This window comes from Paenibacillus sp. FSL R10-2796 (assembly GCF_037965315.1).
Classification (GTDB): domain Bacteria; phylum Bacillota; class Bacilli; order Paenibacillales; family Paenibacillaceae; genus Paenibacillus_AQ; species Paenibacillus_AQ odorifer.
Genome location: NZ_CP150178.1, coordinates 1,648,595 through 1,669,118, shown reverse-complemented (window position 1 = coordinate 1,669,118; position 20,524 = coordinate 1,648,595). Strand labels below are relative to the sequence as shown.

19 protein-coding genes and 1 pseudogene are annotated in these 20,524 nt (G+C 45.0%); 5 read left to right on the top strand and 15 right to left on the bottom strand.

The genetic code is table 11. From position 1 onward, the window contains the following. The first annotated feature begins 58 nt into the window (after window positions 1-58). Window positions 59-1,162, top strand: a complete 1,104-nt coding sequence (locus NST58_RS07720) for an endospore germination permease (protein ID WP_076125414.1) — start codon at window positions 59-61, stop codon at window positions 1,160-1,162. A gap of 292 nt (window positions 1,163-1,454) precedes the next feature. Here the strand turns inward: NST58_RS07720 and NST58_RS07715 are convergent, their stop codons facing one another. Then, window positions 1,455-1,868: a zinc ribbon domain-containing protein gene (locus NST58_RS07715; RefSeq protein ID WP_076125416.1), complete on the bottom strand. Its 414-nt coding sequence runs from the start codon at window positions 1,866-1,868 to the stop codon at window positions 1,455-1,457. Window positions 1,869-2,154: 286 nt separating this feature from the next. Between NST58_RS07715 and NST58_RS07710 the strand changes: the two genes are divergently transcribed. Together NST58_RS07710 and NST58_RS07705 are read left to right on the top strand one after the other, a co-directional pair. Next, window positions 2,155-2,373, top strand: coding sequence for a PspC domain-containing protein (locus tag NST58_RS07710; protein WP_038569266.1), 219 nt, complete (start codon window positions 2,155-2,157; stop codon window positions 2,371-2,373). Between the two features lie 59 nt (window positions 2,374-2,432). Further along, window positions 2,433-3,125: a PspA/IM30 family protein gene (locus tag NST58_RS07705; protein WP_339247145.1), complete on the top strand. Its 693-nt coding sequence runs from the start codon at window positions 2,433-2,435 to the stop codon at window positions 3,123-3,125. A 27-nt stretch (window positions 3,126-3,152) separates the two neighbouring features. Here NST58_RS07705 and NST58_RS07700 read toward each other — a convergent pair whose 3' ends face one another. The 4 genes and pseudogenes from NST58_RS07700 to NST58_RS07685 all read right to left on the bottom strand — a co-directional run. Then, window positions 3,153-3,863 (bottom strand): DNA alkylation repair protein, encoded by a 711-nt coding sequence (locus NST58_RS07700; protein WP_076185389.1) that lies wholly within the window; start codon window positions 3,861-3,863, stop codon window positions 3,153-3,155. A 22-nt stretch (window positions 3,864-3,885) separates the two neighbouring features. Then, window positions 3,886-4,503: a DNA-3-methyladenine glycosylase gene (locus NST58_RS07695; protein ID WP_076302163.1), complete on the bottom strand. Its 618-nt coding sequence runs from the start codon at window positions 4,501-4,503 to the stop codon at window positions 3,886-3,888. 183 nt (window positions 4,504-4,686) lie between these two features. Next, a complete protein-coding gene (locus tag NST58_RS07690) occupies window positions 4,687-5,358 on the bottom strand; it encodes a VWA domain-containing protein (RefSeq protein ID WP_256716638.1) in 672 nt (223 codons plus the stop codon). Between the two features lie 111 nt (window positions 5,359-5,469). Then, a pseudogene (locus tag NST58_RS07685) lies at window positions 5,470-5,985 on the bottom strand (TerD family protein); the annotation flags it as partial. Window positions 5,986-6,096: 111 nt separating this feature from the next. On the opposite strand from NST58_RS07685, the gene NST58_RS07680 reads away from it, so the two are divergent. Then, window positions 6,097-6,753: a 3'-5' exonuclease gene (locus NST58_RS07680; protein ID WP_036680002.1), complete on the top strand. Its 657-nt coding sequence runs from the start codon at window positions 6,097-6,099 to the stop codon at window positions 6,751-6,753. Between the two features lie 70 nt (window positions 6,754-6,823). Here the strand turns inward: NST58_RS07680 and NST58_RS07675 are convergent, their stop codons facing one another. Both NST58_RS07675 and NST58_RS07670 read right to left on the bottom strand, forming a co-directional pair. Then, the gene (locus NST58_RS07675; protein ID WP_036680004.1) at window positions 6,824-7,780 is read right to left on the bottom strand and encodes an HD domain-containing protein; all 957 of its coding nucleotides are present in this window, start codon (window positions 7,778-7,780) and stop codon (window positions 6,824-6,826) included. 197 nt (window positions 7,781-7,977) lie between these two features. Further along, complete coding sequence (locus tag NST58_RS07670; protein ID WP_339247142.1) at window positions 7,978-10,275, bottom strand: FMN-binding protein; 2,298 nt, start codon at window positions 10,273-10,275, stop codon at window positions 7,978-7,980. A gap of 450 nt (window positions 10,276-10,725) precedes the next feature. On the opposite strand from NST58_RS07670, the gene hemH reads away from it, so the two are divergent. Further along, window positions 10,726-11,739, top strand: a complete 1,014-nt coding sequence (gene hemH, locus NST58_RS07665; protein ID WP_339247139.1) for a ferrochelatase — start codon at window positions 10,726-10,728, stop codon at window positions 11,737-11,739. A gap of 93 nt (window positions 11,740-11,832) precedes the next feature. Here the strand turns inward: hemH and NST58_RS07660 are convergent, their stop codons facing one another. From NST58_RS07660 to uraD, 8 genes are all read right to left on the bottom strand, one after another. Next, a complete protein-coding gene (locus NST58_RS07660) occupies window positions 11,833-12,285 on the bottom strand; it encodes an IDEAL domain-containing protein (RefSeq protein ID WP_076125508.1) in 453 nt (150 codons plus the stop codon). Window positions 12,286-12,643: 358 nt separating this feature from the next. Continuing rightward, complete coding sequence (locus tag NST58_RS07655) at window positions 12,644-14,461, bottom strand: adenine deaminase C-terminal domain-containing protein (protein WP_339248753.1); 1,818 nt, start codon at window positions 14,459-14,461, stop codon at window positions 12,644-12,646. A gap of 234 nt (window positions 14,462-14,695) precedes the next feature. Further along, window positions 14,696-15,928: an alanine--glyoxylate aminotransferase family protein gene (locus NST58_RS07650; RefSeq protein ID WP_339247138.1), complete on the bottom strand. Its 1,233-nt coding sequence runs from the start codon at window positions 15,926-15,928 to the stop codon at window positions 14,696-14,698. A gap of 34 nt (window positions 15,929-15,962) precedes the next feature. Continuing rightward, on the bottom strand, window positions 15,963-17,219 hold the full coding sequence (locus NST58_RS07645) for a Zn-dependent hydrolase (protein ID WP_339247135.1): 1,257 nt from the start codon (window positions 17,217-17,219) through the stop codon (window positions 15,963-15,965). Beyond that, window positions 17,216-18,610, bottom strand: coding sequence for an allantoinase (locus tag NST58_RS07640; RefSeq protein ID WP_076125434.1), 1,395 nt, complete (start codon window positions 18,608-18,610; stop codon window positions 17,216-17,218). The genes NST58_RS07645 and NST58_RS07640 overlap by 4 nt, the downstream gene beginning before the upstream one ends. A gap of 33 nt (window positions 18,611-18,643) precedes the next feature. Continuing rightward, window positions 18,644-19,018 (bottom strand): hydroxyisourate hydrolase, encoded by a 375-nt coding sequence (gene uraH, locus NST58_RS07635; protein ID WP_076125436.1) that lies wholly within the window; start codon window positions 19,016-19,018, stop codon window positions 18,644-18,646. After that, complete coding sequence (gene pucL / locus NST58_RS07630; protein WP_339172160.1) at window positions 19,018-19,968, bottom strand: factor-independent urate hydroxylase; 951 nt, start codon at window positions 19,966-19,968, stop codon at window positions 19,018-19,020. Before pucL ends, uraH begins: the two co-directional genes overlap by 1 nt. Before the next feature lie 39 nt (window positions 19,969-20,007). Then, window positions 20,008-20,520 (bottom strand): 2-oxo-4-hydroxy-4-carboxy-5-ureidoimidazoline decarboxylase, encoded by a 513-nt coding sequence (gene uraD / locus NST58_RS07625; protein ID WP_076286310.1) that lies wholly within the window; start codon window positions 20,518-20,520, stop codon window positions 20,008-20,010. Window positions 20,521-20,524: the final 4 nt, after the last annotated feature.

Genomic DNA, 20,524 nt, shown 5'->3' with positions numbered 1-20,524 from the left:
GCATAATTCTGGTAACTACAACCATACTAAAACTAGTCCAATAAATTTGAGGGGGTATATGAGTTTGGAGAAAGATCGAATTAGTACCAATCAAATGATTATACTCGGGCTATTCACATTTATTGGGGATATGGCGCTTGTGTATCCGGCGTTAATGATATCAGGAGCGAAACAAGATGCATGGATTGCTGCTTTGATTAGTATTCCCTTGGGTCTAGTGACCATAAAACTGCTACTCTGCTTAGCAGACCTTGAGCCGAACAAGAATATTATCGAGCTTAGCCTACAAATTTTAGGGAAATGGATCGGATCTGCTGTAGCCTTGTTCTATTTAGTGTTCTTCCTGATTGCCGCCGCCACTTACATAAGAGAAATTGAAGATTTCATGTGTACACAGATTTACGAGAAAACACCCGGTGGGGTTATTCGTTTCATGGCCATTTTCCTGCTGGTATATGGGGTACGACTTGGCCTAGAAACCTTGGGCCGGGCAGCTCAGCTTTTTTTCCCTTTATTTGCAGTTTTTTTAATCGGTCTGCTGCTCCTGCTGACCCCCGATGTCAAAATGGAACGTTTATACCCCATCTTGAACACACCAGTACCGGACATGCTTCATACTTTGATGTATGGTGTTTTTTATCCTTTTGGCGAATTGTGCGTGTTTCTAATGATATATCCTTATGCTCAGAAAAATGGCAAAACAAGCCGGGATATTTTCATAGCCTTGATCATCGGAGCTCTGGGCCTTAACCTCATCTTATTGTTTTCCCTTACCGTTCTAGGTGTTTACGCTTCTGAACATCAATTTTATGCCGCTTATATTCTTGCTCAAAAAATTAATATTGCTAATTCTCTGCAACGTATTGAAGCGCTTATGGCTACAGCATGGATTATCAGCACATACTTCAAAACTGCAGTTTATTACTATGCTTTAACCTTAGGTACAGCCCAATTATTTAAACTCAAAAGCCACCGTCCTCTGATCATCCCCACTGGATTTTTGTTATTCGGCATGTCACAGCTGATTGCCAAAGACATCATTTTCTATGTGAAGGAGATCCCCGCCTACTGGGTAGATTGGGATTTCACCTGTGCATTTGTTCTGCCGCTTATATTGCTAGTTGTGTATAAATTTAAGAAACGCCACGCTTCTAAGGTTTAAACGACACTAGATTGTGAATAAGTGAAATTAAGATTGTAGATACGAATCCCGCTTAATGATCTAATTACGCTCCACTAAAATAATTGGGGAATTTCTCCCTGAAATTCACAAAGTGAATATTCCGCCGCCCAACCTAATGGCATAGAATACTTTGTGTGCGTAGCCCATAGTCTATTGGCTAAAGCAAGAATCCGCTTATAGACTATTTACTAAAAAAGAAGCTGCCTCATAAGTAGTATTCACTACTTTTGAGACAGCCTCTTTGTTCATAAGTTTCTTGTATGAAGTAACTCTATTCCTTCTTATCCAAAGAAAACGACGATGGAGTTACATCACTGACAGGTTCTTTTGCCACTTCAAAAGTGGATCCGCAGGCCGGACAAAAGCGTGCCTCGATCGCCACATTCCCACCGCATGCTTTGCAATGCTTTACATCGGACAACTCAGCTATTTGCTGAAGGTTCGTCTCAATCTCCGCCTTCAATTCGAGAATACGATTGATATTAGTCTCGATTTGCTCACTTGGCAGTGGTCCTGCACCTTGAGTTACGGCTTCAAATAACAGTTTGCCCATGACCTGATACTGCTGGTCAATATCATTTTGCTTACCGTTATTTTGCAGCTTCAACCGGTTAATCTCCACCACTGTTTTTGCTTTATTCCCAGCCTCGCTTACCCCTGCTTTTACTTTGTTAAAAAAACTCATATTCAGCCCCCAATTCCGTAGTAGTCATATATAAGCATATTTCGACACCGCCAGAAGTATTCCTTTCTTTATTGTACCTAACTTCGTCCATGGTTTGTAGCCTATAACCGATTTACTAACCCTTTCCCCGCCTTCCTGCGGGAACGAACCTCGACTCAGGTCTGGTATACAAAACCGCCTTCAGGCCGTTTTTTCGCATGCAAAAAGACATTAGAATGAGTACATAAGCAAACGGGTTGCAGGATTCAATAACAATCACACCCATACGAGAGGAAGAAAACAATAAATGAAAAAATTATATCGTTCCCAAAGTGATCAGAAGATAAGTGGTTTGTGCGGAGGTCTTGCTCGTTGGTCTGGTATTGATGCTACAGTAATCCGTCTTGTTGCTGTTGCCGCAGCATTGTTCAGCTTCGGAACAGTACTTATCTTCTACGTCATCGCTAGTATCATCGTTCCTAAAGAACCTTTTAACAGCTTTTCAGATGGACATGATTTCTATTAATTAATCGTCGTTTAATACAAGCCAGCCCTAATATAGCCATAAAAAAGGAGAGATAGAACATGAGTCTATTAAAAAGAATTTCCACAATTACTAAAGCAGCCCTACACGAAGGTCTAAATAAATTAGAAAACCCGGTATTGCTGACAGGTCAGTATTTACGTGATCTTGAAAATGATATTGCTAAGGCGGAACGCAATGAGCGTGATTTACAAGTAACAGCCAGTGTGTTGGAACGCCGCAAGCAAGAATATACTCAGTTAGTAGAGCAAAGTGAAGCCGAAGCCGTTCAAGCAGTTGAGCAAGGAAATGAAGAAAGAGCTGGCCTGGCACTCATAGCCAAGTTACGGTACGTGGAACAGCTGGAAGAGTCCATAAATAGCCAAGTACAAACTAAGCAATCCCTGGCAGAGCTTGAGATCAATATCGCTAGAGCTAAAGAAGAGCGTGAACATCTCAAAGCGAAAAGAACTGAGCTTATCGCTCGCGCTCAACAAGCCACAGAAACACTCCACTCAGCTCCACGTAGTTCTACGAAAGGTCTAAATGTAGGATCAGCTTCACAAGGCTTCGAACGTATGGAAGAGAAGATTTTCGAGTGGGAAGCATTGGCGGAAAACTCCAAAAATAAATTCAATACAGGCACAGGAATAAGTCCTTCCATCGATCCTAACCTGCGTAGCGCTGTTGACATCGAAATTGAGCGAATCCGCAACCGTAAAACTAACACTGAAGTAAACACTGAGAAAAAATAAATAGACAACAAACCCCTTATTACTCAGCTATTGTGCTGAATAAGGGGTTTGTTTTTTACTTCTTTTCATCCCACGAATCCATTTTTTCGTTTCCGGATCCACGCGATAAGACTCCGTGATTTTCTGCAAAGCCTTGTTGTAAGTGAAATCATCTAAGCTGTTGTTTCTCAAATAACTCATCGTAGGCTCTGGCAATTTCACATAACAAATCGAAAGCGCCCAAGAAACCGCCATTTTTACATAATAGCCTTCATGACTGACCTTATCGAGCAATGGTAAAATCCGGCTGATATACGTTTCTTCAATAAAGAAATTAAGCAGCATTACCACAGCAAATCGGATCTCATATTCTTTATCTGATGATAAGTACGGCATTATAAACTCCCATACCCGTTCTTTATTCTTTACGGTAAACTTCAGGCCTGTGCAAAAGCTATCGCATACCGACCAGTTATCGATTCTGGGAATAAAGTCAGCGATATAACGTAGGATTTCTTCAAGATCTGTCTTCACGTAGCCAAGCACCATACCTTGCAGCATCACTTCTTCAAAATAATCTGTCTCGGCATGCTCCAAATAGGCTCTCCAATCACCCTTTGCAATGATTTTGGCAAGCTTGCGCAGTTCCGGTAGCCTGACGCCTATAACATTATCTATCGTCGGAATTAAGGCCGCAGAAAACTTTTGGTAGTCCACATCTGCCAAATTCAATAGCTGTTCTCTTATTGTTTTTTCCATAGTAGTACTCCTTACCCGTCCATTATTCAAATGAAATTTCCCATAAATATATAGAAGCCACAGAACCCAAAGGAGAATAGTTTAGCCGGTATTGTTCAAATTGATCTTTGGTAAGCTTATCAAGTCCATATAGCTTCATCATCCCCCGACGAATCGCAATATCTCCCCAGCTGACCACATCCCGTCGTTCCATAGAATGGATTAACATCATTTCTGCCGTCCACTTGCCAATGCCCTTTAACGTCATAAGTTTTTGTATAACCTCTTGATCTGATAACCCAGGCAATTCCTCCAGCTTAAAATCACCCTGAGCGACCAAATTGGAAATCTCATGGATACATAGTGCCTTTTTCATCGTCATCCCACAGCTTTGAATCTCATCCGCCGTATGTAAGGCTAACTGCTGCGGAGTGATGTCTCCGAACTGAGCCAACATTCTGTTCCAAATGGTCCGAACCGCTTTTACTGAAATAAGCTGTCCTACTATAGCATAGATAAGCGCAGCAAAAAGATCCGGTATAATTACACGTTCCACTCTGCCCATCCGTGCCATAGCTGCGCCAAGTACTGGATCCACACTTCGGAGATAATCTATGTCTTCTTGCCCATAATCAAAAAACTTAGTAACTACGCTGCTCAAAGTGTTTCCTCCCGTATCTGATAGTGATGACCCTAATCCTAATATACAATACCTATTTGGCAGTGTAAGGATTGTTGAATAGAATAGCAAGATAGCGAAACTAAAAAAGCCATAATACCTCCTAAGATAGGTGGTTATGGCCTATAGTAACGCACAGGCTTATTCATTTTCAGTAATGTATTTTTATGTTCGCAGGATTCTTTTTTCTTTCGCTGCGCTTAGCCACAAGGGGAATTCATTCAGCAGCTGATCATACAGATCTTCATCAGTCACCTTTTCAATGTGGTCCAGATGAATAAAATTGGCGTTATCCACCAAACGGCCCTTCATCGTATCAAGTTGCTTCAATACTTCAAAATCCGAGTTACCGATTCCGACAAACTGCCAGAAAATCGGTTGGACCGAAGCAGCCATAATCACATTTTTAGTGGATTTCACTACACCACCATCGTTAATAAATATGATAAATACCGGTGTAGAATCGGGTTCTTCCTCCGTATATTTTTTAATGATATCCTCCATTACTGGCGGTTCATTATTGCGGCCAAACTTATGAATGGTACGATTATTTAAAATATGTGTAAACACATATCTTCCTAATTCCTGCTCTGTCACAGGTGGCAGCCGGCTAAACTCCGTATCGTACACCCAAACATCTAACGATTGGTTATCATCAAATTTGCAGGCAACGGCTAATATACGCTCAACTACTTCTTGAACGGTTCCATTATTATAAAGATTTCTCATAGATCCTGTAATATCCAGGACAACGCCTACCCTTGCAATGACTCCTGTCAGATTCTTTTTTTCTAAGGTAATCTGAACAATTTTTTTACGTAAATCAATAGAGGACAGTACATTCTTCTCTTCATAACGGATCGTCTCTAAAGGTAGGGTTAACTCAGCTGTGGCCGCTACCTCAGGGTTCCCTTCCTCTTCTTCAATAACGAGCCCATAGTTTGTACATAACGCAGCCAATCCTCCCTCAAAGCCACTACCAATAGCACTGAATTTCCACTCTGGGCCATAGCGATATAGCTCTCCAACCACAATAGCTGTCTCCGTCGACAGGTCAGAGCCATACTCGAAAACGAATAATTCCTCACCGCTAGCAGCATCCACTAAGCGTAGATAAGGAGAGGTTACTTGCTTCATAGAGTGTCCTAATTTTTCTCCTTCATAGATCGTTAAAGTTAAAGCTATTCTAGTAATATCCTTAGGAAGTTGAGAAAATGTAATGGCGATAGCTTCTTTATCCCCTTGTTGTAAGACAGAATGAGTTACAGCTTCGTCTATAGACAACGGATTACCATAAAAGATAAAGTTCTCATCGCGTTCGCAACGGTTCTGTTCTGACAGTAAAAAAGCAGCAGAGTCTATGCCAATTCTAGTATCAGCAGTCATCCACCCAAATTTCAGCAAAAGCTTGTTCACGTTTCTCCCTTTCGTAATATCCACCTTTTGCCCCTTTATAAGCCGCACTCTATCATCTCCTTATTTTTACTGAACAGCTCATTGTGATTCACTAGATTGTATTTATCATTTTACTACTTTAATATGAAACGTATATATGATAGATAAGGAGCTTTACGAATGGACTTTATAGCAATTGACTTTGAGACCGCGAACTCCAGTCGATCCAGCGCATGTGCCTTGGGACTTGTGGAAGTTAAAGCTGGAAATATAACCGCAGAGCATTCTTGGCTAATTGACCCGCAGCAGCGGTTTGATGGCATGAACATTTCGATACACGGCATCACGCCATCAATGGTAATCGGGCAACCTACTTTTCAAGAACTGTGGCCCACCGTTGAACCGTTACTACACGGACAAATCGTCGTGGCGCATAATGCTGCTTTTGATATGAGTGTCCTGCGTTATTGTCTCGATGGAATGTCCCTGAGCTACCCAAGCTTTCAATACTTATGTACCTATTTATTAGGCAAAAAAATGCTGCCCGACCTGCCCTCCCATAAACTTAATGTAGTCTCCGATTTTTTCGGCATTACGCTAAAGCACCATGATGCCTTGGATGACGCACGCGCAGCCGCTGCAATTCTAGTAAAACTTATGGAGCAGGAGGAGCACTATGATCCTCTATTGCTCTCTGCCAGTCAAGGATATACTAGCGGAACGATGTTTGCCGGCGGGTATACCCCATTTTCCACTCGCGCGAAAAAGCCTGCTAAGAAACAAGGCACTAAACATAAACCCTCCATTTATAGCAGCCGCGCCACTTTGTCCAAATAACCAAAGAACATCAAAAACCCCCAACCAGCTCTTATCTGCTGATTGGGGGTTTGGTTTTACAGGGTATCTCTTAAATCTTCAAACGATACACAGCCTTATTCTCTAGACCTCTGATGAACGGTGTCCATTCCTCGGTCTCCGGTGTGGTATCCAAAGCATCCTCCACCATTTGCAGCTTCGCATCCATCGCATCGATATGATGCAGAGCGACTGCCTCAGCTGTCTGTGGCTGAACAGGACTACCCCATTCGCCCAAATTATGATGTGACAATACGAGATGCTGTAACGCCATAACCTTTTCCGAATTCAAATCAATATCTAAACGGATAGCCGCTTCCGTGATCCAGTTAGACGCCATCGAGATATGGCCAATCAACTTGCCCTGAACGCTGTATTCCGAGACAATCCCAAGCTGGGAGACCATCTCCTCCGGCTTCGCGATATCATGCAGAATGATTCCTGCCTTCATTAGATCTGGATTCAAGAACGGACGCTGCTTGCACAGAAAATCACCAATCTCCAGCATACGCACCATATGATAAGCAAGTCCGGCAAAATAAGCATGATGATGTGTTTTGGCTGCCGGATAATGCATCAATTTCTCTTCCACTTTACCCACACAAAAAGAGACAATCGAAGCAATTTCCGGATCTGAAATACTTGCCATAACCCCTTTAATCGTATGAATAAGGTCTACTGGACGAATTGGGGCAGAACGGATGAAATCCGTAAGTGCAACACCATCCTCATCGTTAACCAACCTGATTTTAGTAATTTTTATTTGTAATTTCTCACGATAAGTATGAGCAATCCCGCGTACCTTCACAAGCGCCATAGGAAAAAAAGTTTCTTTATCGGTTGTGCTGGCATCCCAATATTTCGCAGATAATTGTCCAGTGGAATCCCCCAGAACGATGTCAAAATAATCTTTTGGAGGAGTGCCGTTCGTTTGTTTAATTGCCAGCTCTCTTAAAAGATAAAAGCCAACAAATTCATCTTGTGGAGCGAGCTGTTTAATTTGTGTCATGTTGGAGCCTCCTATTAATAACAGGCTTTTGGCCTGCTCTCTATATTAAACTTTAGACACTCACCTCCAAAATCCCTTTAAATCACTATACGATCTATTTTCATATTTATGTACAAGCCAAGAATATTTGAAAAAGGAGGCTACTCCCCGGCCATATTCTGGCACTGGAATATCCTCCTTTTATTATAAAACGATAATTATTTACCAGCCGATTCAAGCGCTGATTTAATAGCTTCTACCGCTTTAGCGGATATTTCTTTCTCTGCATCATTTTTTCCGAAGGCTGCTGGACGGTAACCATATTTGTGCAGGCTGTATCCGGTCGATGTCGACTCGATTTCACCTTTCACTGCCAGCTCCGCGTCCGTTAACTGATTGATTGTTCTTACACTTCCGTTTTTATCCAAATAATAAACAAGCATTTTGACAGGAACACCGTACTCTACATTCACCATAACATTTACAAGCTTATCGGCACTTACACCAATGAAGATTCCATCGAAATAAGCCGCTTTATTAGCTTCTACAACCTCAGCTTTTCCGTATGCTCTATCCACCGCAGTCTTCAAAGCCACGCTGCTGCTGGTTGCACCAGACACAGCATCTACTTCCTGCACACCTTCTCTAGTCCCTGCTGCGAGGAAGCTAGCCGTCAACTGAGGAATTGCTTTTACCACCTCAGGATAAGCAGCGTTCCCTCTATCTACAAGGTTCATTCCTACACGGTACAAGGCTACATTTACGATTTTGCCGTTACGCAGGGTAACGTCCGCTCTGTTCGTTCCTTTATCATAAGCATCACCAAATGCAGTAAAGGTTCCGTCTTTATAGGTTCCTTGGACTTTGGATGCATTGTTCAAAGCATCTGTCAGTGCTGCTTTAGCTGCTGCCGACAATGCTTCTTGGCCTGTAATATCGGCCATTTGCACACCTTTTTCTAACAGCCCGGATGTGAGTGTAGCTACCCATCCTTTTTGTTCTGCACTCAGTTTATCGTCAGCAATCAGCTTGCCGTCAGCTCCAAACAGACTTACTTTAATGCCTGTTACCGCATCTGCATCAACATCAACTAGCAGCAGTACTTTAGATTGGTTATCTACTCCGGCAAATTTGCCGTCAAAATATTGACCTTCAGCAGGAACCTTCAGCGCTTTCTCAAATGCTCTTTCTACAGCTTGGTTCCAGCTGTGACTGCTTTCCGTAGCTCCGGAAATTCCGTCAACCTTTTCATCATAGTTAGCGATATATGAACCATTCGCTAGCAGCTTAGCTGTCATAGGAGCATTTGCTTTTACTACTTCCGCATAAGCTGTTGCCCCTCTGTCAATCAGGTTGTTGCCAAGTCTAAACAGCTTCACATCAACCAACTTACCGTTGCGAATCACGATGTCGGCTCTTTCAACGCCAACACTTCTTGCCGTACCATAAGAGGAATAGAATCCGTCTATATAAGCAGATGTATTGTTGATTATTGCATTCTGCTCAGCATCCCAGAAAGCGTTAATCGCTGCTATAAAGTCGGCTTCAAGACCTGCAACAGGCTGTGCCTCTGTTCCTTTGGCCAGCAAGGCTGGAGCTATAGCTGCAACCGCTGCCGCTTGCTCAGCTGTGTAAGCTTTCTCCTCAATGAAATCACCAGCGCTGTTCATAGGATACACTTTAACATCTGTAAGCTTGTTGGATTCGTAGGTCGCGAATACAGAATATTTACCTGTAGGATCTACGCCCATATGAACTCCATCAAAGTAAACGGCATTTGTATCTTTCACTGTCAGAGCTCTTTCAAACGCTCTATCTACAGACAATTTCCAGCCATTACTGGAGCGGGTAGCTCCCGAAACAGCATCAACTACCGCTGCTCCATCTCTTGTTTTGCCAAGCAATCTATCCTTCATCAATCCATAAGCTTGCCATAAAGCACTATAATTGTTACGAGCATCTCTATCAATCAGCTTAGGACTGGTTCTCAAAAGCTCAATGCTAGTAATTTTACCATCTTTAATTTCGATCTTGGCACCTTCCGTGCCTTTGGAGTATGCATCGCCATAAGCTACGTAAACTCCATCTTGGTATACGTTTTCATTAACTGTAACAGGCTTTGCTGTAGCCACAGGCTTAACAGTTTCCGCCGGTACTACTGTCGCTGCTGGTGCAGCGGTTGCTTTTGGGGTTGCTACTGGTGCTGCTGTAGCTTTTGGGGTTGCTGCTGGTTTGGCTGTTGCCTTTGGTGTTGCTGTTGGTTTTGCCGTTGGCTTTGGCGTTGCTGTTGGTTTTGCCGTTGGCTTTGGTGTTGCTACTGGTTTTGCCGTTGCTTTTGGTGTTGCTGCTGGTTTTGCCGTGGGTTTTGCTGTTGGTTTTGCTGCCGGTGCATCCGCTTCTTCGGAGGCTGCCGATACTGCATCCACCTTCAAGTTTACAGCAGGCACATTAAGTGTGTAAGCAAACGGCGCTAACAATATAGCCGCGCTAACCGTTAAAGAAATTAGTTTTTTCAATGAAAATTCTCCTTTACCAAACCCCAGTGATATGTAGCTTTTTGTTAACCAAACCTTTTTCCTACGATGCCCCTTCTCTTCTTATGAAGCATAACTTCTCTCTTCATAAGAACTCATCCCCCCTCTCATGCCTTTACACGCTCGATTTTCAATAAAAAATAGCTTGAATCTATTTCATTTCTTCCTTTTAACACAAAGCTGTATAAAAGGTGAAATAATTCACATAAGTTACTATAAAAACACTTACACCCGTTTTCCATCAATTTCTGGTTTGATACTACCAGACCTTTCTGCGGTTCTTCTGTATCGAAAATCACACACCCTATAAGAAACATCACTATTTGCGATTAAATTTAATTTATACGCGCAAAGTGATCTCAATAACTGTGCATTCAAGGCTAGCTATGCTATTTTAGAACGATCTCTTATATGGGAAAGGAGTTCTGTGCTTTGAGCAAACAGCCACCTATTGGAGTTATACTCGCCCAAATCGGCACCCCTACTGCACCAACTGCAAAAGCTGTACGGCCTTATCTGAAACGTTTTTTATCAGATCGCCGAATCATAGATTATTCTCCTCTGCTGTGGCAGCCTTTGCTGCGAGGTGTCATTCTGCGTTCACGTCCACGCCGGTCCGCTGAGCTGTACAGTCAAATATGGACAACCGAAGGATCACCATTGCTCTTTCACTCTTTAGCTCAGCAATCTGGATTACAAGAACTGCTGGGTCCACGGTATCAGGTAGAGCTTGGATTGGCTTATAGCGAACCCAGCATGGAGCAAGCGATGGCGAAATTCGACACCGCCGGAGTTACCCGAATTATCATTGTGCCGCTGTTTCCGCAATATTCGTCCACGACTACCGCGTCCGTATTCGATCAGGCCAGCTTTGCAGCCTTAGGTCGCCAAAGCTCCACTGGACCTGTAACTAAACGTCTGATTCCGGCTCTAAGATTTATTGATGCCTACTATAATGAGCCCGGTTATATTTCAGCCTTGAAGTCACACCTACTGCGTCAAATGGAGATTCTGAGCAAAGAACCTGATTATTTTGTACTGACCTTCCATGGGATTCCCAAACGGTATGCGGATACCGGCGATCCCTACCCGCAGCAATGTATGGAAACCGCGCATCTTGTTGCTTCTGCTATGAATTGGGAGCCCGAACGCTGGCAGCTTAGTTTTCAATCACGTTTCGGACGAGAAGAATGGGTAGGACCCTCTACTGCGGATGTTCTGGGAGAGCTTGCCGGACGAGGAATACGTAAGCCTCTGATTTTTTCACCGGGTCTTGTGACCGATTGTCTGGAAACGCTGCATGAGCTAGCCATAGAAGGACGAGAACAATTCGAGGCTGGTGGAGGACAAGCAGAGGAATTTATGGCAATCCCCTGTTTGAATGACCATGAGGATTGGCTTGATTTTTTGGCTGAACATGTAGAAAAAAACGCCCAAGGATGGTAAATCAAAAAAAACCGTCTTGTCCACAGATCATTTCTGCTGAAAACAAGACGGTTATCTATATCAATTGTTAAGCATGAAGAATCGAAAGGATACTTATGCTGTAAGCTGCTTATATTTCGTAGTCAGTTCATGGAACCACTGCTTGTCCTGCAAGGTCAACGCAAAATCAATCAGCTCGGCAATCTCACTCGGCTGTAAATCTGCTGAGTCATTAAAGGATACTTCAGCCGTAGCTGTAGCTGCGCCATTCCCATCCTCTGCGTAATCATAAGAAAAACATAACTTAATGTCACTTTCCAGAAATTCATTACGAAGGAAATATAATACCTCACACATTAACACAGGTCTAACATGATCATCAAAGACACATTCCATAACCTTTGCCCAATATTGCTGGTTGTTGAGGTGTAACTTATCATTAGTTAAGAGATATTTCTCACCCTGAAAATCGGTGACAAATCTCAGTTCAAGCGGCTTCATCTTAAAAATAGTAGCAATTTGCTTCATGCTAATATTCAAAATATCTTGCGTTTCTAGTCTGATCATCTCTCCATGCACCTCGTCCCTCTTAGTTGGGTTATTCGAAACCTGCCATTATCTATAATTCTTTATATGCCATTAATGTAAAATTAACTCCATTAATTCACTTTAATTTTATCTAATTTAACATTATTATCGTCACCTGACTATGCTTTATTTATATTTTTTTAGAATTTCGCTCAGAAAAATGTTTCATTCTCTAAAAATCTGTTTAATATTATTGTTCATTACAAAAGGATGTATAAAGATTACGCATCATGTGAAGCTTTTGCTTTCTTATATTTAAACAAAAAAAACTGTTCTGAAGGGTCATTATGACCTCAGAACAGTTTTTTGCATTAGGATTATACTTCAGTTAATTTACTTAAACAAACAATGGCACTAACTGTATTCCCTCGGGTGAAATCCGCACGAGTCCTTTATCTGTGATACGTAACGTTGGGATAACCGCCAAAGCAAGCAGCGATAAAGTCATAAACGCGTAATTCAAAGTACAGCCGGCATCATACAACGCTTTGCTGATCGCAGCTGATTTCTCAGCAGCAATTTCAAATGGCTCTGTAGACATTAGGCCTGCAATGGCCAACGGGAATAACGTTTCTCCACTAGATGTAATTACGGCGACCCCACCCTGAGCGTCCGCCACCGCGTTCGCAGCTTTGGCCATTAGCTCATTATCATTGCCGATGACGAGTACATTATGACTATCATGAGCAACAGTCATTGCGATAGCAGCCGGTTCTTTAAAACCGATGCCTTCCACAACAGCCACTGATTTATTTCCTGTTCCTTTATGCCGTTCGAGTACAGCGATTTTACACAGACCCTCTACAGCATTTACATCCAGCTGCCCTGCTACTACAGGTACCGAAACCATACGTTCAATGGTCTCCACATGATTTTCTCTTACTTTAATAACTCTTGTAGTAAGTTCACCTGTTTCAATTGGAGCCGCGATAATAAAATCTTCGGCGGTAGGACGCTGTGGCAAATGAACCGAAGCCAAAACTTCCTCTGGATATGAGAATTTAGCAAGCTCTGCCGTCATCACACCGTTTTCGGCAACGACTACACCAGCAGCAATCGTAAGTACCACGTGAACATCGGCCAAATTCCCGTCCAGCAGAATAATATCCGCAAAAGAACCTGGAGTAATAGATCCGATATCCTGAGACAACCCAAAACGCTCTGCCGTATTAATAGTTGCCATTTGGAAGGCTGTTACTGGCTTCACGCCTTGAGCAATCGCATGGCGAACAACGAAATCCATATGACCTTCGTCCCGTAACGATTCCGAGCTGCGGTCGTCAGTTACCAGCATCATGCGACGCGGGTCAAGTCCACGCTCTGTATGAGCGGTGATGGTCTTGGCAACATCATGCCAAGCCGAGCCCCGGCGCATTTTGGCATACATCCCCAGTCGAACGCGCTCAATCACATCGTCTGCTGTAACACACTCATGATCACCAGTCACCCCTGCCGCAGCATACACTGGCAGTCTCCAGTCGCTGGAAGGCCATGTGAAATGACCGTCAACAAATCTGCCTGCCCGCAGCGTAGCTTGAATCTCTCCAAGCATTTTCTCATCGCCGTAAACAACGCCAGGGAAATTCATCACTTCGCCCAGAGCAATCACATCTTTGCCCCACGTAAAAGCTTCGGCAACTTCTTCAGGACCAATTGAGGCACCCGTTGTCTCGAATTCCGCACCTGCCGCAGGCACACAAGAAGCCACCTGCATGTAAGCAGCTAACGGCGTCCCCCGCATCTCATCCAGCATCAATTGAATACCCTTCAGCCCGAATACATTAGCAATCTCATGTGCATCAAAGAAACCACCTGTTGTGCCAAGCGGCAGAACAGCGCGGGAAAATTCAGTAACGGTTAGCTGGGTGCTCTCAATATGGCAGTGGCCATCGAGCAATCCCGGAGCTATATACTTGCCGTTCGCATCAATAACTTGCGTTCCTTCGCCAATCATATGTGTCACATCTTTACCAACATAAGCAATTCGTCCACCTTGAACACCAACAGACATTCCTTCTAGAATTTCACCAGAGCATACGTTGACCAGCTTTCCACCTGTAATTACCAGTGTTGCCGGTTTATCGCCTCTTGCCGTAGCCACAAGCTCAGGTACACAATCCGCTAAAGGCTTTCTTGTAAAAGTTGTCATCTTCATCTCTCCCCCGTTAGTATCCAAGTGTTGTCTTGATGTAGTGAATAGATCCGTAATCATAGAGGATTGCCTAACTATTAAGCCTAGGATAATATAGTTGCGCAGGTCTGTACTTGTAAGAAAAAACGGCTCAATCATCCCTGTAGATGATAGCCGTTTACTTATTCCCAAAGATTGTCCGAACCATCCGGACATGCCCCTGTTTTTACTCTCCCGCCATCCGCTCTATTCCAACGATTATCTTACTTTTGCCTCATATACGTCAAGTGCTGCCTGAACCCCAAACCCGCAAGGCCCCTTAAATCCATGACGCTGTAATGCGGCTTCCAGCGCTCCAAGCAGCCGCAACACGTTATTCTCACGACAGCTAAAACCCATCGTACCGATGCGCCAGATCCTTCCCTTTAACGGTCCAAAAGAACTGGCAATTTCAATTCCGAACCGCCCCAGCAGCAGCGAACGGACAGCTTCCCCATCTATCCCCTCAGGGATCAGCACACAGGTAACAACAGTAAGCTTGCAGGAAGGATCCCCGTATAGTTCTAAACCCATAGCTGCTAATCCAGCTACAAGTGCTTTTTCATGGAGGATATGTCTGGCGAATCGGGCATCCAGCCCTTCTTCAAGGGTAAGCCGCAAGCCCTCCCGCAGTGCATAAAGCATTGAGGTCATCTCTGTATGATGATTGAGACGTTGTGGACTCCAGTAATCCTGAAGCATGCTGAGATCAAAATAATTGCTGCGGACAAAAGATAAGTCACCTGGCTGGACATCACTTGTTCTAATCCCGCGTTCTACTCGTTTTCGGGTCATGAGCTTAGCTTCAGCACGATCATTATACGTTATCGGTGCCATTCCGGAAGGGACGGACAGGCATTTCTGTGTACCGCCAACGACGGCATCCAACATCCAAGCATCTGTCTCGACAGGAATGCCCCCAATGGTTGCAACTGCATCGACTATGAATAAAGTATCCATCCGGCGGCAAGCTCTACCAATTTCCGCGAGTGGCTGCACACGTCCTGTAGAGGTCTCCCCGTGAACCATTGCCACCACATGTGGCTTAAAAGTCTCCATAGCTGCTATCACTTCATCCGGCTCAAACACACTCCCCCATGGCTTTTCCAACACGAACACCTCAGCGCCACATCTTTCAGCAATCTCATGCAATAGATGTCCGAAGCGGCCAAAGATCGGAATCAGCACACGCTCACCCGGCAGGATCAAACTAACCATCACGGCTTCAATTCCAGCACGGGAGGTACCATCAATTGGGTAAGCCCATGAATTAGAAGTAGCAAACAGCTCCCGCAGCATTTCCATCGTTTCATTCATAATAGAGGTGAACTCTGGATCAAACTGACCCAGCACCGGAAAAGACATCGCCCGCAGTACACGCGGATCTACCTCGACCGGACCCGGAGTCATAATACAGCGTTGGGACGGCGACAAATCTTCGTAACGCTTCATGATGATCCTCCCTTAAAAGTTCGGCGAACTCTTTTTAATAAGCTAACTCATATAACATCGCAGTCAGAACCTCAAGCCCAGCAACGAGCTGCTCAGGGGAAGTATACTCTTCCGGAGAATGGCTGATGCCAGCTCGGCTTGGCACAAATATCATCGCAGTAGGGCAACGCGGCGCAAACAGCTGGGCGTCATGTCCCGCTCCACTTACCATCATGCGGTACGTCTTCCCCTCTTGGCGGCAGATATTTTCCAGCATTGCAGATAGCTTCGTATCCATAGGTGCAGGGACTGTGTGGAGCACGGATGTAACCTCAAGAATCACCCCACGTTTAACAGCAATTTCATTACATTCCGCAAGAAGCTTCTCACAGAAACGTTCCAGTTCGTCCTCTTCACTATGGCGGATATCTAGTGTAAAAAGAACCTCACCCGGGATCACATTTGGCGTATTCGGATACACCTCAAGCTTACCCGAGGTTGCTACAAGAGGTTCACCAGCCGTTTTAGCAGAGCTTTCAAGCACGTACAGCATTTCAACCGCACTAGCCAGTGCATCCTGCCGCATAAACATCGGTGTCGTGCCCGCATGATTAGCAATACCACTGACCTTGACCACATATCGTCTCTGGCCAACAATCCCCTGAACTACGCCTATCTGAGTGTCCGTCTTCTCCAGAATAATCCCCTGCTCGATGTGCAGTTCTACAAAAGCACCAATATCATTTCTGACTCCAGTCCGCTTAGAAGCTTTCTCCTCCGTTATGTCCTGTAAGAAGCTGGATTGTGCCATTGCTGCTTTTAACGTCACTCCCTCTGCATCCATACAGGTCTCGGCCTCGCTTCCGTCATACCTTTCCGTGACATGGCCCGAACCCCAATAAGCAAGCGGAAATCGGCTCCCCTCTTCTTCACAAAAAGATACGACCTCAAGCGTCCGCTGCGGCTGGCCAAAGTTCCTCTGCAAATCTTGAAGCGCAATCATAGCCGCAACGATCCCATACGCACCATCATATTTCCCGCCATTGACTACAGTATCAATATGCGATCCGGTTAAAATAATCTTTTGCTGCGGATTGCATCCACTCAATCGTCCATATACATTGCCAACCTTGTCTACGGAAACTTCTAAGCCGAGCCCAGCCATTTTTTCCTGCAAAAAAATCTGCGCCCGGCTCCATTCCTCCGTATATAGCAGTCTAGTAACTCCTGGCCCAGGTGTGCTGAATGCCGCCAGCTCCTCCAGCAGCTCCAGCAGTTTCTGAGTCGACGCTTGAACTCTGGAATCATTCATAGGCTGTACTGCTCCTTCCTAATTCGCAGCCACTGTCCACCTCCCTCACTGATCACTCCTTCTTCAGAGGTATAGATCACATTCCCGCGACAGATCGTAGCAACTACTTTGCAGGACAAAGTTCTTCCGATGTAGGGGCTGTGCTTGTGGCGATACAATAAATCCTCCGCAGTCAGCGTATAGGTTGTATTTGGATTCAGCAGAACTAGATCGGCATCTAGACCTAGGGCTATAGCGCCTTTACGATGCTCTATTCCAAAACGTTTTGCGGGTTGCCCTGCGAGCAGACTGGAAATTAATGTAACATCCAAACCCCGCACATTCACGCCTTCATGGAACATAAGCTCCAGACTGCTCTGCGCACCCGAGATCCCACCCCAAGCTGCAAAAAAAGATAAGTCCGGCTTCACCTTCAATTCCGTTGGACAGGGGGAATGATCCGAAGCAATCAGATCGATTTTGCCTTGGGCCAGCATCTCCCATAACTTCTCCTGCTCCACCGCACTTCGCAGCGGAGGCGCACACTTCGCCACAGGGCCTAAAGCCTTCATATCATTTTCAGTGAGGACCAGATAATGGGGACAGGTTTCGGCCGAAACGTCCAGACCTCGAAGCTTAGCTTCATAGATTTTCTCAATGGCGGCGGCCGTGCTGATATGAACAAAATGCAACCGGCAGCCCGTACGTTCACCGTACAGCAGCGCCCTGGACACTGCCTCCAGCTCTGCTTCAGCAGGGCGGCAAGCCGCAAAATCACTTGCGCTGGTTCTGCCATTTCGCACTGCATCTGCGGTCAACACCGCCGTGATAGCCTCACTTTCTGCATGCAGCGCCAGAATCCCGCCCAGAGAAGCGATTCGCTGCATCCCTTGATAGAGTGTATCCTCATCCACTTCACGGAATCTGCCTTCGCCCTCCCCTCCAGGATTGGAGAGAAAGGCTTTAAACCCAGTGACGCCAGCGGCTGCCAAAACTTCTAGATCATCCAGATTGCCGGGAACGAGCCCACCCCACAGCACATAATCAACGGCAGAGTTTCCAGCCGCAGCATCTACCTTTTGACGAAGCCCAGCCTCGTTCACAGTAGGTGGATTGCCGTTAAGCGGCATATCTGCATAGGTTGTGCAGCCGCCAGCTGCCAACGCCGCAGAACCGCTGCGAAAGCCTTCCCAATGTCCAAACGTTGGTTCATTAAAGTGGACATGCATATCAATCATACCGGGGAGCACATAGAACCCCTCTGCGTCGATGACTTTGGTTAGCGGCGCAAGCGAAAGTTCCTCTCCAAGTGCGACAATCTTACCCTCTGATACTGCAATATCCAGCTTGAGTACCTGATCGGGCAGCACTACATTCCCGTTCTTAATCACAAGTTCATAGGATTCCTTCATGAGCTGCCACCTCCTCCGGTCGTCAACTTTCTCTTAACTTCCCCGATACGTACTATATCCACCAGGTGCTACTAGCAAAGGTACATGGTAGTGTTGCATGGAGCTCTCTATATGAAAGCGAATAGGTATCTGTTCTAGAAAAAAAGGCATCTCACGTTGAGTGTCTGCTGACGCTTTGGCATCCGCTCTACGGTAGTAATCGCCAACCATAAACAGCAGCTCGTAACATCCAGACTCCATTTCGTTTCCCTCCAGCAGCGGAGCATCCAGCCTCCCGTCACTGTTCGTGACTTCTTCACACAGAAGCTTGCTCATCCCATCCGTAAGCTTCCAGAGCTGAAGCGTCAGACCTGTAGCAGGAATCCCCCGCGACAGATCCAACACATGGGTGGTAAGACGCCCGCTCATTACGCTGTCTCTCCGGCCAGATCTGCACGGCTGACAGAAAAGCCCTGAAAACCATAGGGTGGACGAGGTTCGGTGAAGACTCCACCTTTAGTTTCTTCAGGCTCAACAATGGTTTCCCAAGTCCGGTTATTGGACTCAAATGAAACGGTAGCCAGCTGTGGAAAACGGGACAATACGCGCAGCCCAATTTGATAAATCAACGATTGGATTGATGGACTGTTCAGCTCATGAAAAGCGTTATAGGCGATATCGCGAACCTGCTCCGATGCCACATATTGGCCTAGATCTCCATCCAGAGCATGCTGAACATCACTGTAGGTCCAGTTAATATTCAGAAAAATATAAAGCGGACGGTCAAAGCTCTCCGGCAATGTTGTGTACTCATCACGGACGAATCCATAAAACGAGCTTCCACTCACTTTTATCAGCTGTAAATCCTTCAATCGGCATTCATGAGCGATAACCTCAGTCCCATTCTCTCCACGTTTTATAGTTAACGAAGCCGAATAAGATTCATTATTGGAGTGACGCAGTACTAAATGACTCTGTTTAAGCCCCTCAACCCCGGGCACCATCACCTGTTCAAAAGGTAACCGGTCTGCGGAAACTGAAACTGCGGTGACATGATCGTATTTATCGAGAAAACGGCTGCTTAGAAGCTGCAGTAGCCCCTCCGTTGTGCTTCCAGTGTAGTCCGCGGTATTGCGCAGGATGAAATTTTTCATAGAATCGGTAGCAACAACCATGGAATTATCCCCCTCTGAGAAAGAAGGAAGAAACGCCTCACCCGTGACCGCGAATGTAATATTATGTGCGAATATAATGTTGTCGCAGCCCGTGAAGGAAGATTCGGGAACGGGGGTAACGGCCAGCGGTTTAGCATAGGTACGATAAGTTAGCACATCACTTTTTCCATAAAATATTGTACGTCCGTTAATTGGTTCCAGCATGGCTGACACCCTCCCCGTTTATGATGAATGAATGAATAATTAAATAATTAAATCACTTAGGCGAAATCTCGTAATTGTACCGACTTCAGAAAAGGCTTGAACCCATTCCTCCTGAGGGGAACGCTCAACTCGCACGCCAATGGCGCTGATAATGTCATCTTTGTTTTTGCCACGAACAGCTAGAATAAAAGGGAAATGAAATTTGTCCGTATACTTTCGATTCAGATCATTTAATAGATTGAACTCTTCCGTTGTTAACCGATCCAGTCCAGCTCCCTGCTGCTCAGAAGCAGATAAAGCCGTAACTTGAAGCCTAGTCGCCAAATCCGGGTGAGCTTTTAATAGTCCCTCCATTCGGCTCCGGTCAGCACTCAGTACGGTCTGCATCATTGTGCTATGCAAATGTTCTAAAGAATGGAACGGAATCTGCTTATAAGCCTCCTCTGCTACCCACGGTGAATGTTCAAAAATGCCGCCTAGATGCTTCACAAAATCCGTTATACTCATGGCATTTATCTCTTCCAACGCAAACCTGCCTTCAGAAACGACCATCCAC

Coding starts and splice junctions, on each gene's coding strand:
- NST58_RS07720 (WP_076125414.1), top strand. CDS start 59: ATGAGTTTGGAGAAAGATCGAATTAGTACCAATCAAATGATTATACTC.
- NST58_RS07715 (WP_076125416.1), bottom strand. CDS start 1,868: ATGAGTTTTTTTAACAAAGTAAAAGCAGGGGTAAGCGAGGCTGGGAAT.
- NST58_RS07710 (WP_038569266.1), top strand. CDS start 2,155: ATGAAAAAATTATATCGTTCCCAAAGTGATCAGAAGATAAGTGGTTTG.
- NST58_RS07705 (WP_339247145.1), top strand. CDS start 2,433: ATGAGTCTATTAAAAAGAATTTCCACAATTACTAAAGCAGCCCTACAC.
- NST58_RS07700 (WP_076185389.1), bottom strand. CDS start 3,863: ATGGAAAAAACAATAAGAGAACAGCTATTGAATTTGGCAGATGTGGAC.
- NST58_RS07680 (WP_036680002.1), top strand. CDS start 6,097: ATGGACTTTATAGCAATTGACTTTGAGACCGCGAACTCCAGTCGATCC.
- NST58_RS07675 (WP_036680004.1), bottom strand. CDS start 7,780: ATGACACAAATTAAACAGCTCGCTCCACAAGATGAATTTGTTGGCTTT.
- NST58_RS07660 (WP_076125508.1), bottom strand. CDS start 12,285: ATGATCAGACTAGAAACGCAAGATATTTTGAATATTAGCATGAAGCAA.
- NST58_RS07655 (WP_339248753.1), bottom strand. CDS start 14,461: ATGAAGATGACAACTTTTACAAGAAAGCCTTTAGCGGATTGTGTACCT.
- NST58_RS07650 (WP_339247138.1), bottom strand. CDS start 15,928: ATGAAGCGTTACGAAGATTTGTCGCCGTCCCAACGCTGTATTATGACT.
- NST58_RS07645 (WP_339247135.1), bottom strand. CDS start 17,219: ATGAATGATTCCAGAGTTCAAGCGTCGACTCAGAAACTGCTGGAGCTG.
- NST58_RS07640 (WP_076125434.1), bottom strand. CDS start 18,610: ATGAAGGAATCCTATGAACTTGTGATTAAGAACGGGAATGTAGTGCTG.
- uraH (WP_076125436.1), bottom strand. CDS start 19,018: ATGAGCGGGCGTCTTACCACCCATGTGTTGGATCTGTCGCGGGGGATT.
- pucL (WP_339172160.1), bottom strand. CDS start 19,968: ATGCTGGAACCAATTAACGGACGTACAATATTTTATGGAAAAAGTGAT.
- uraD (WP_076286310.1), bottom strand. CDS start 20,520: ATGGTCGTTTCTGAAGGCAGGTTTGCGTTGGAAGAGATAAATGCCATG.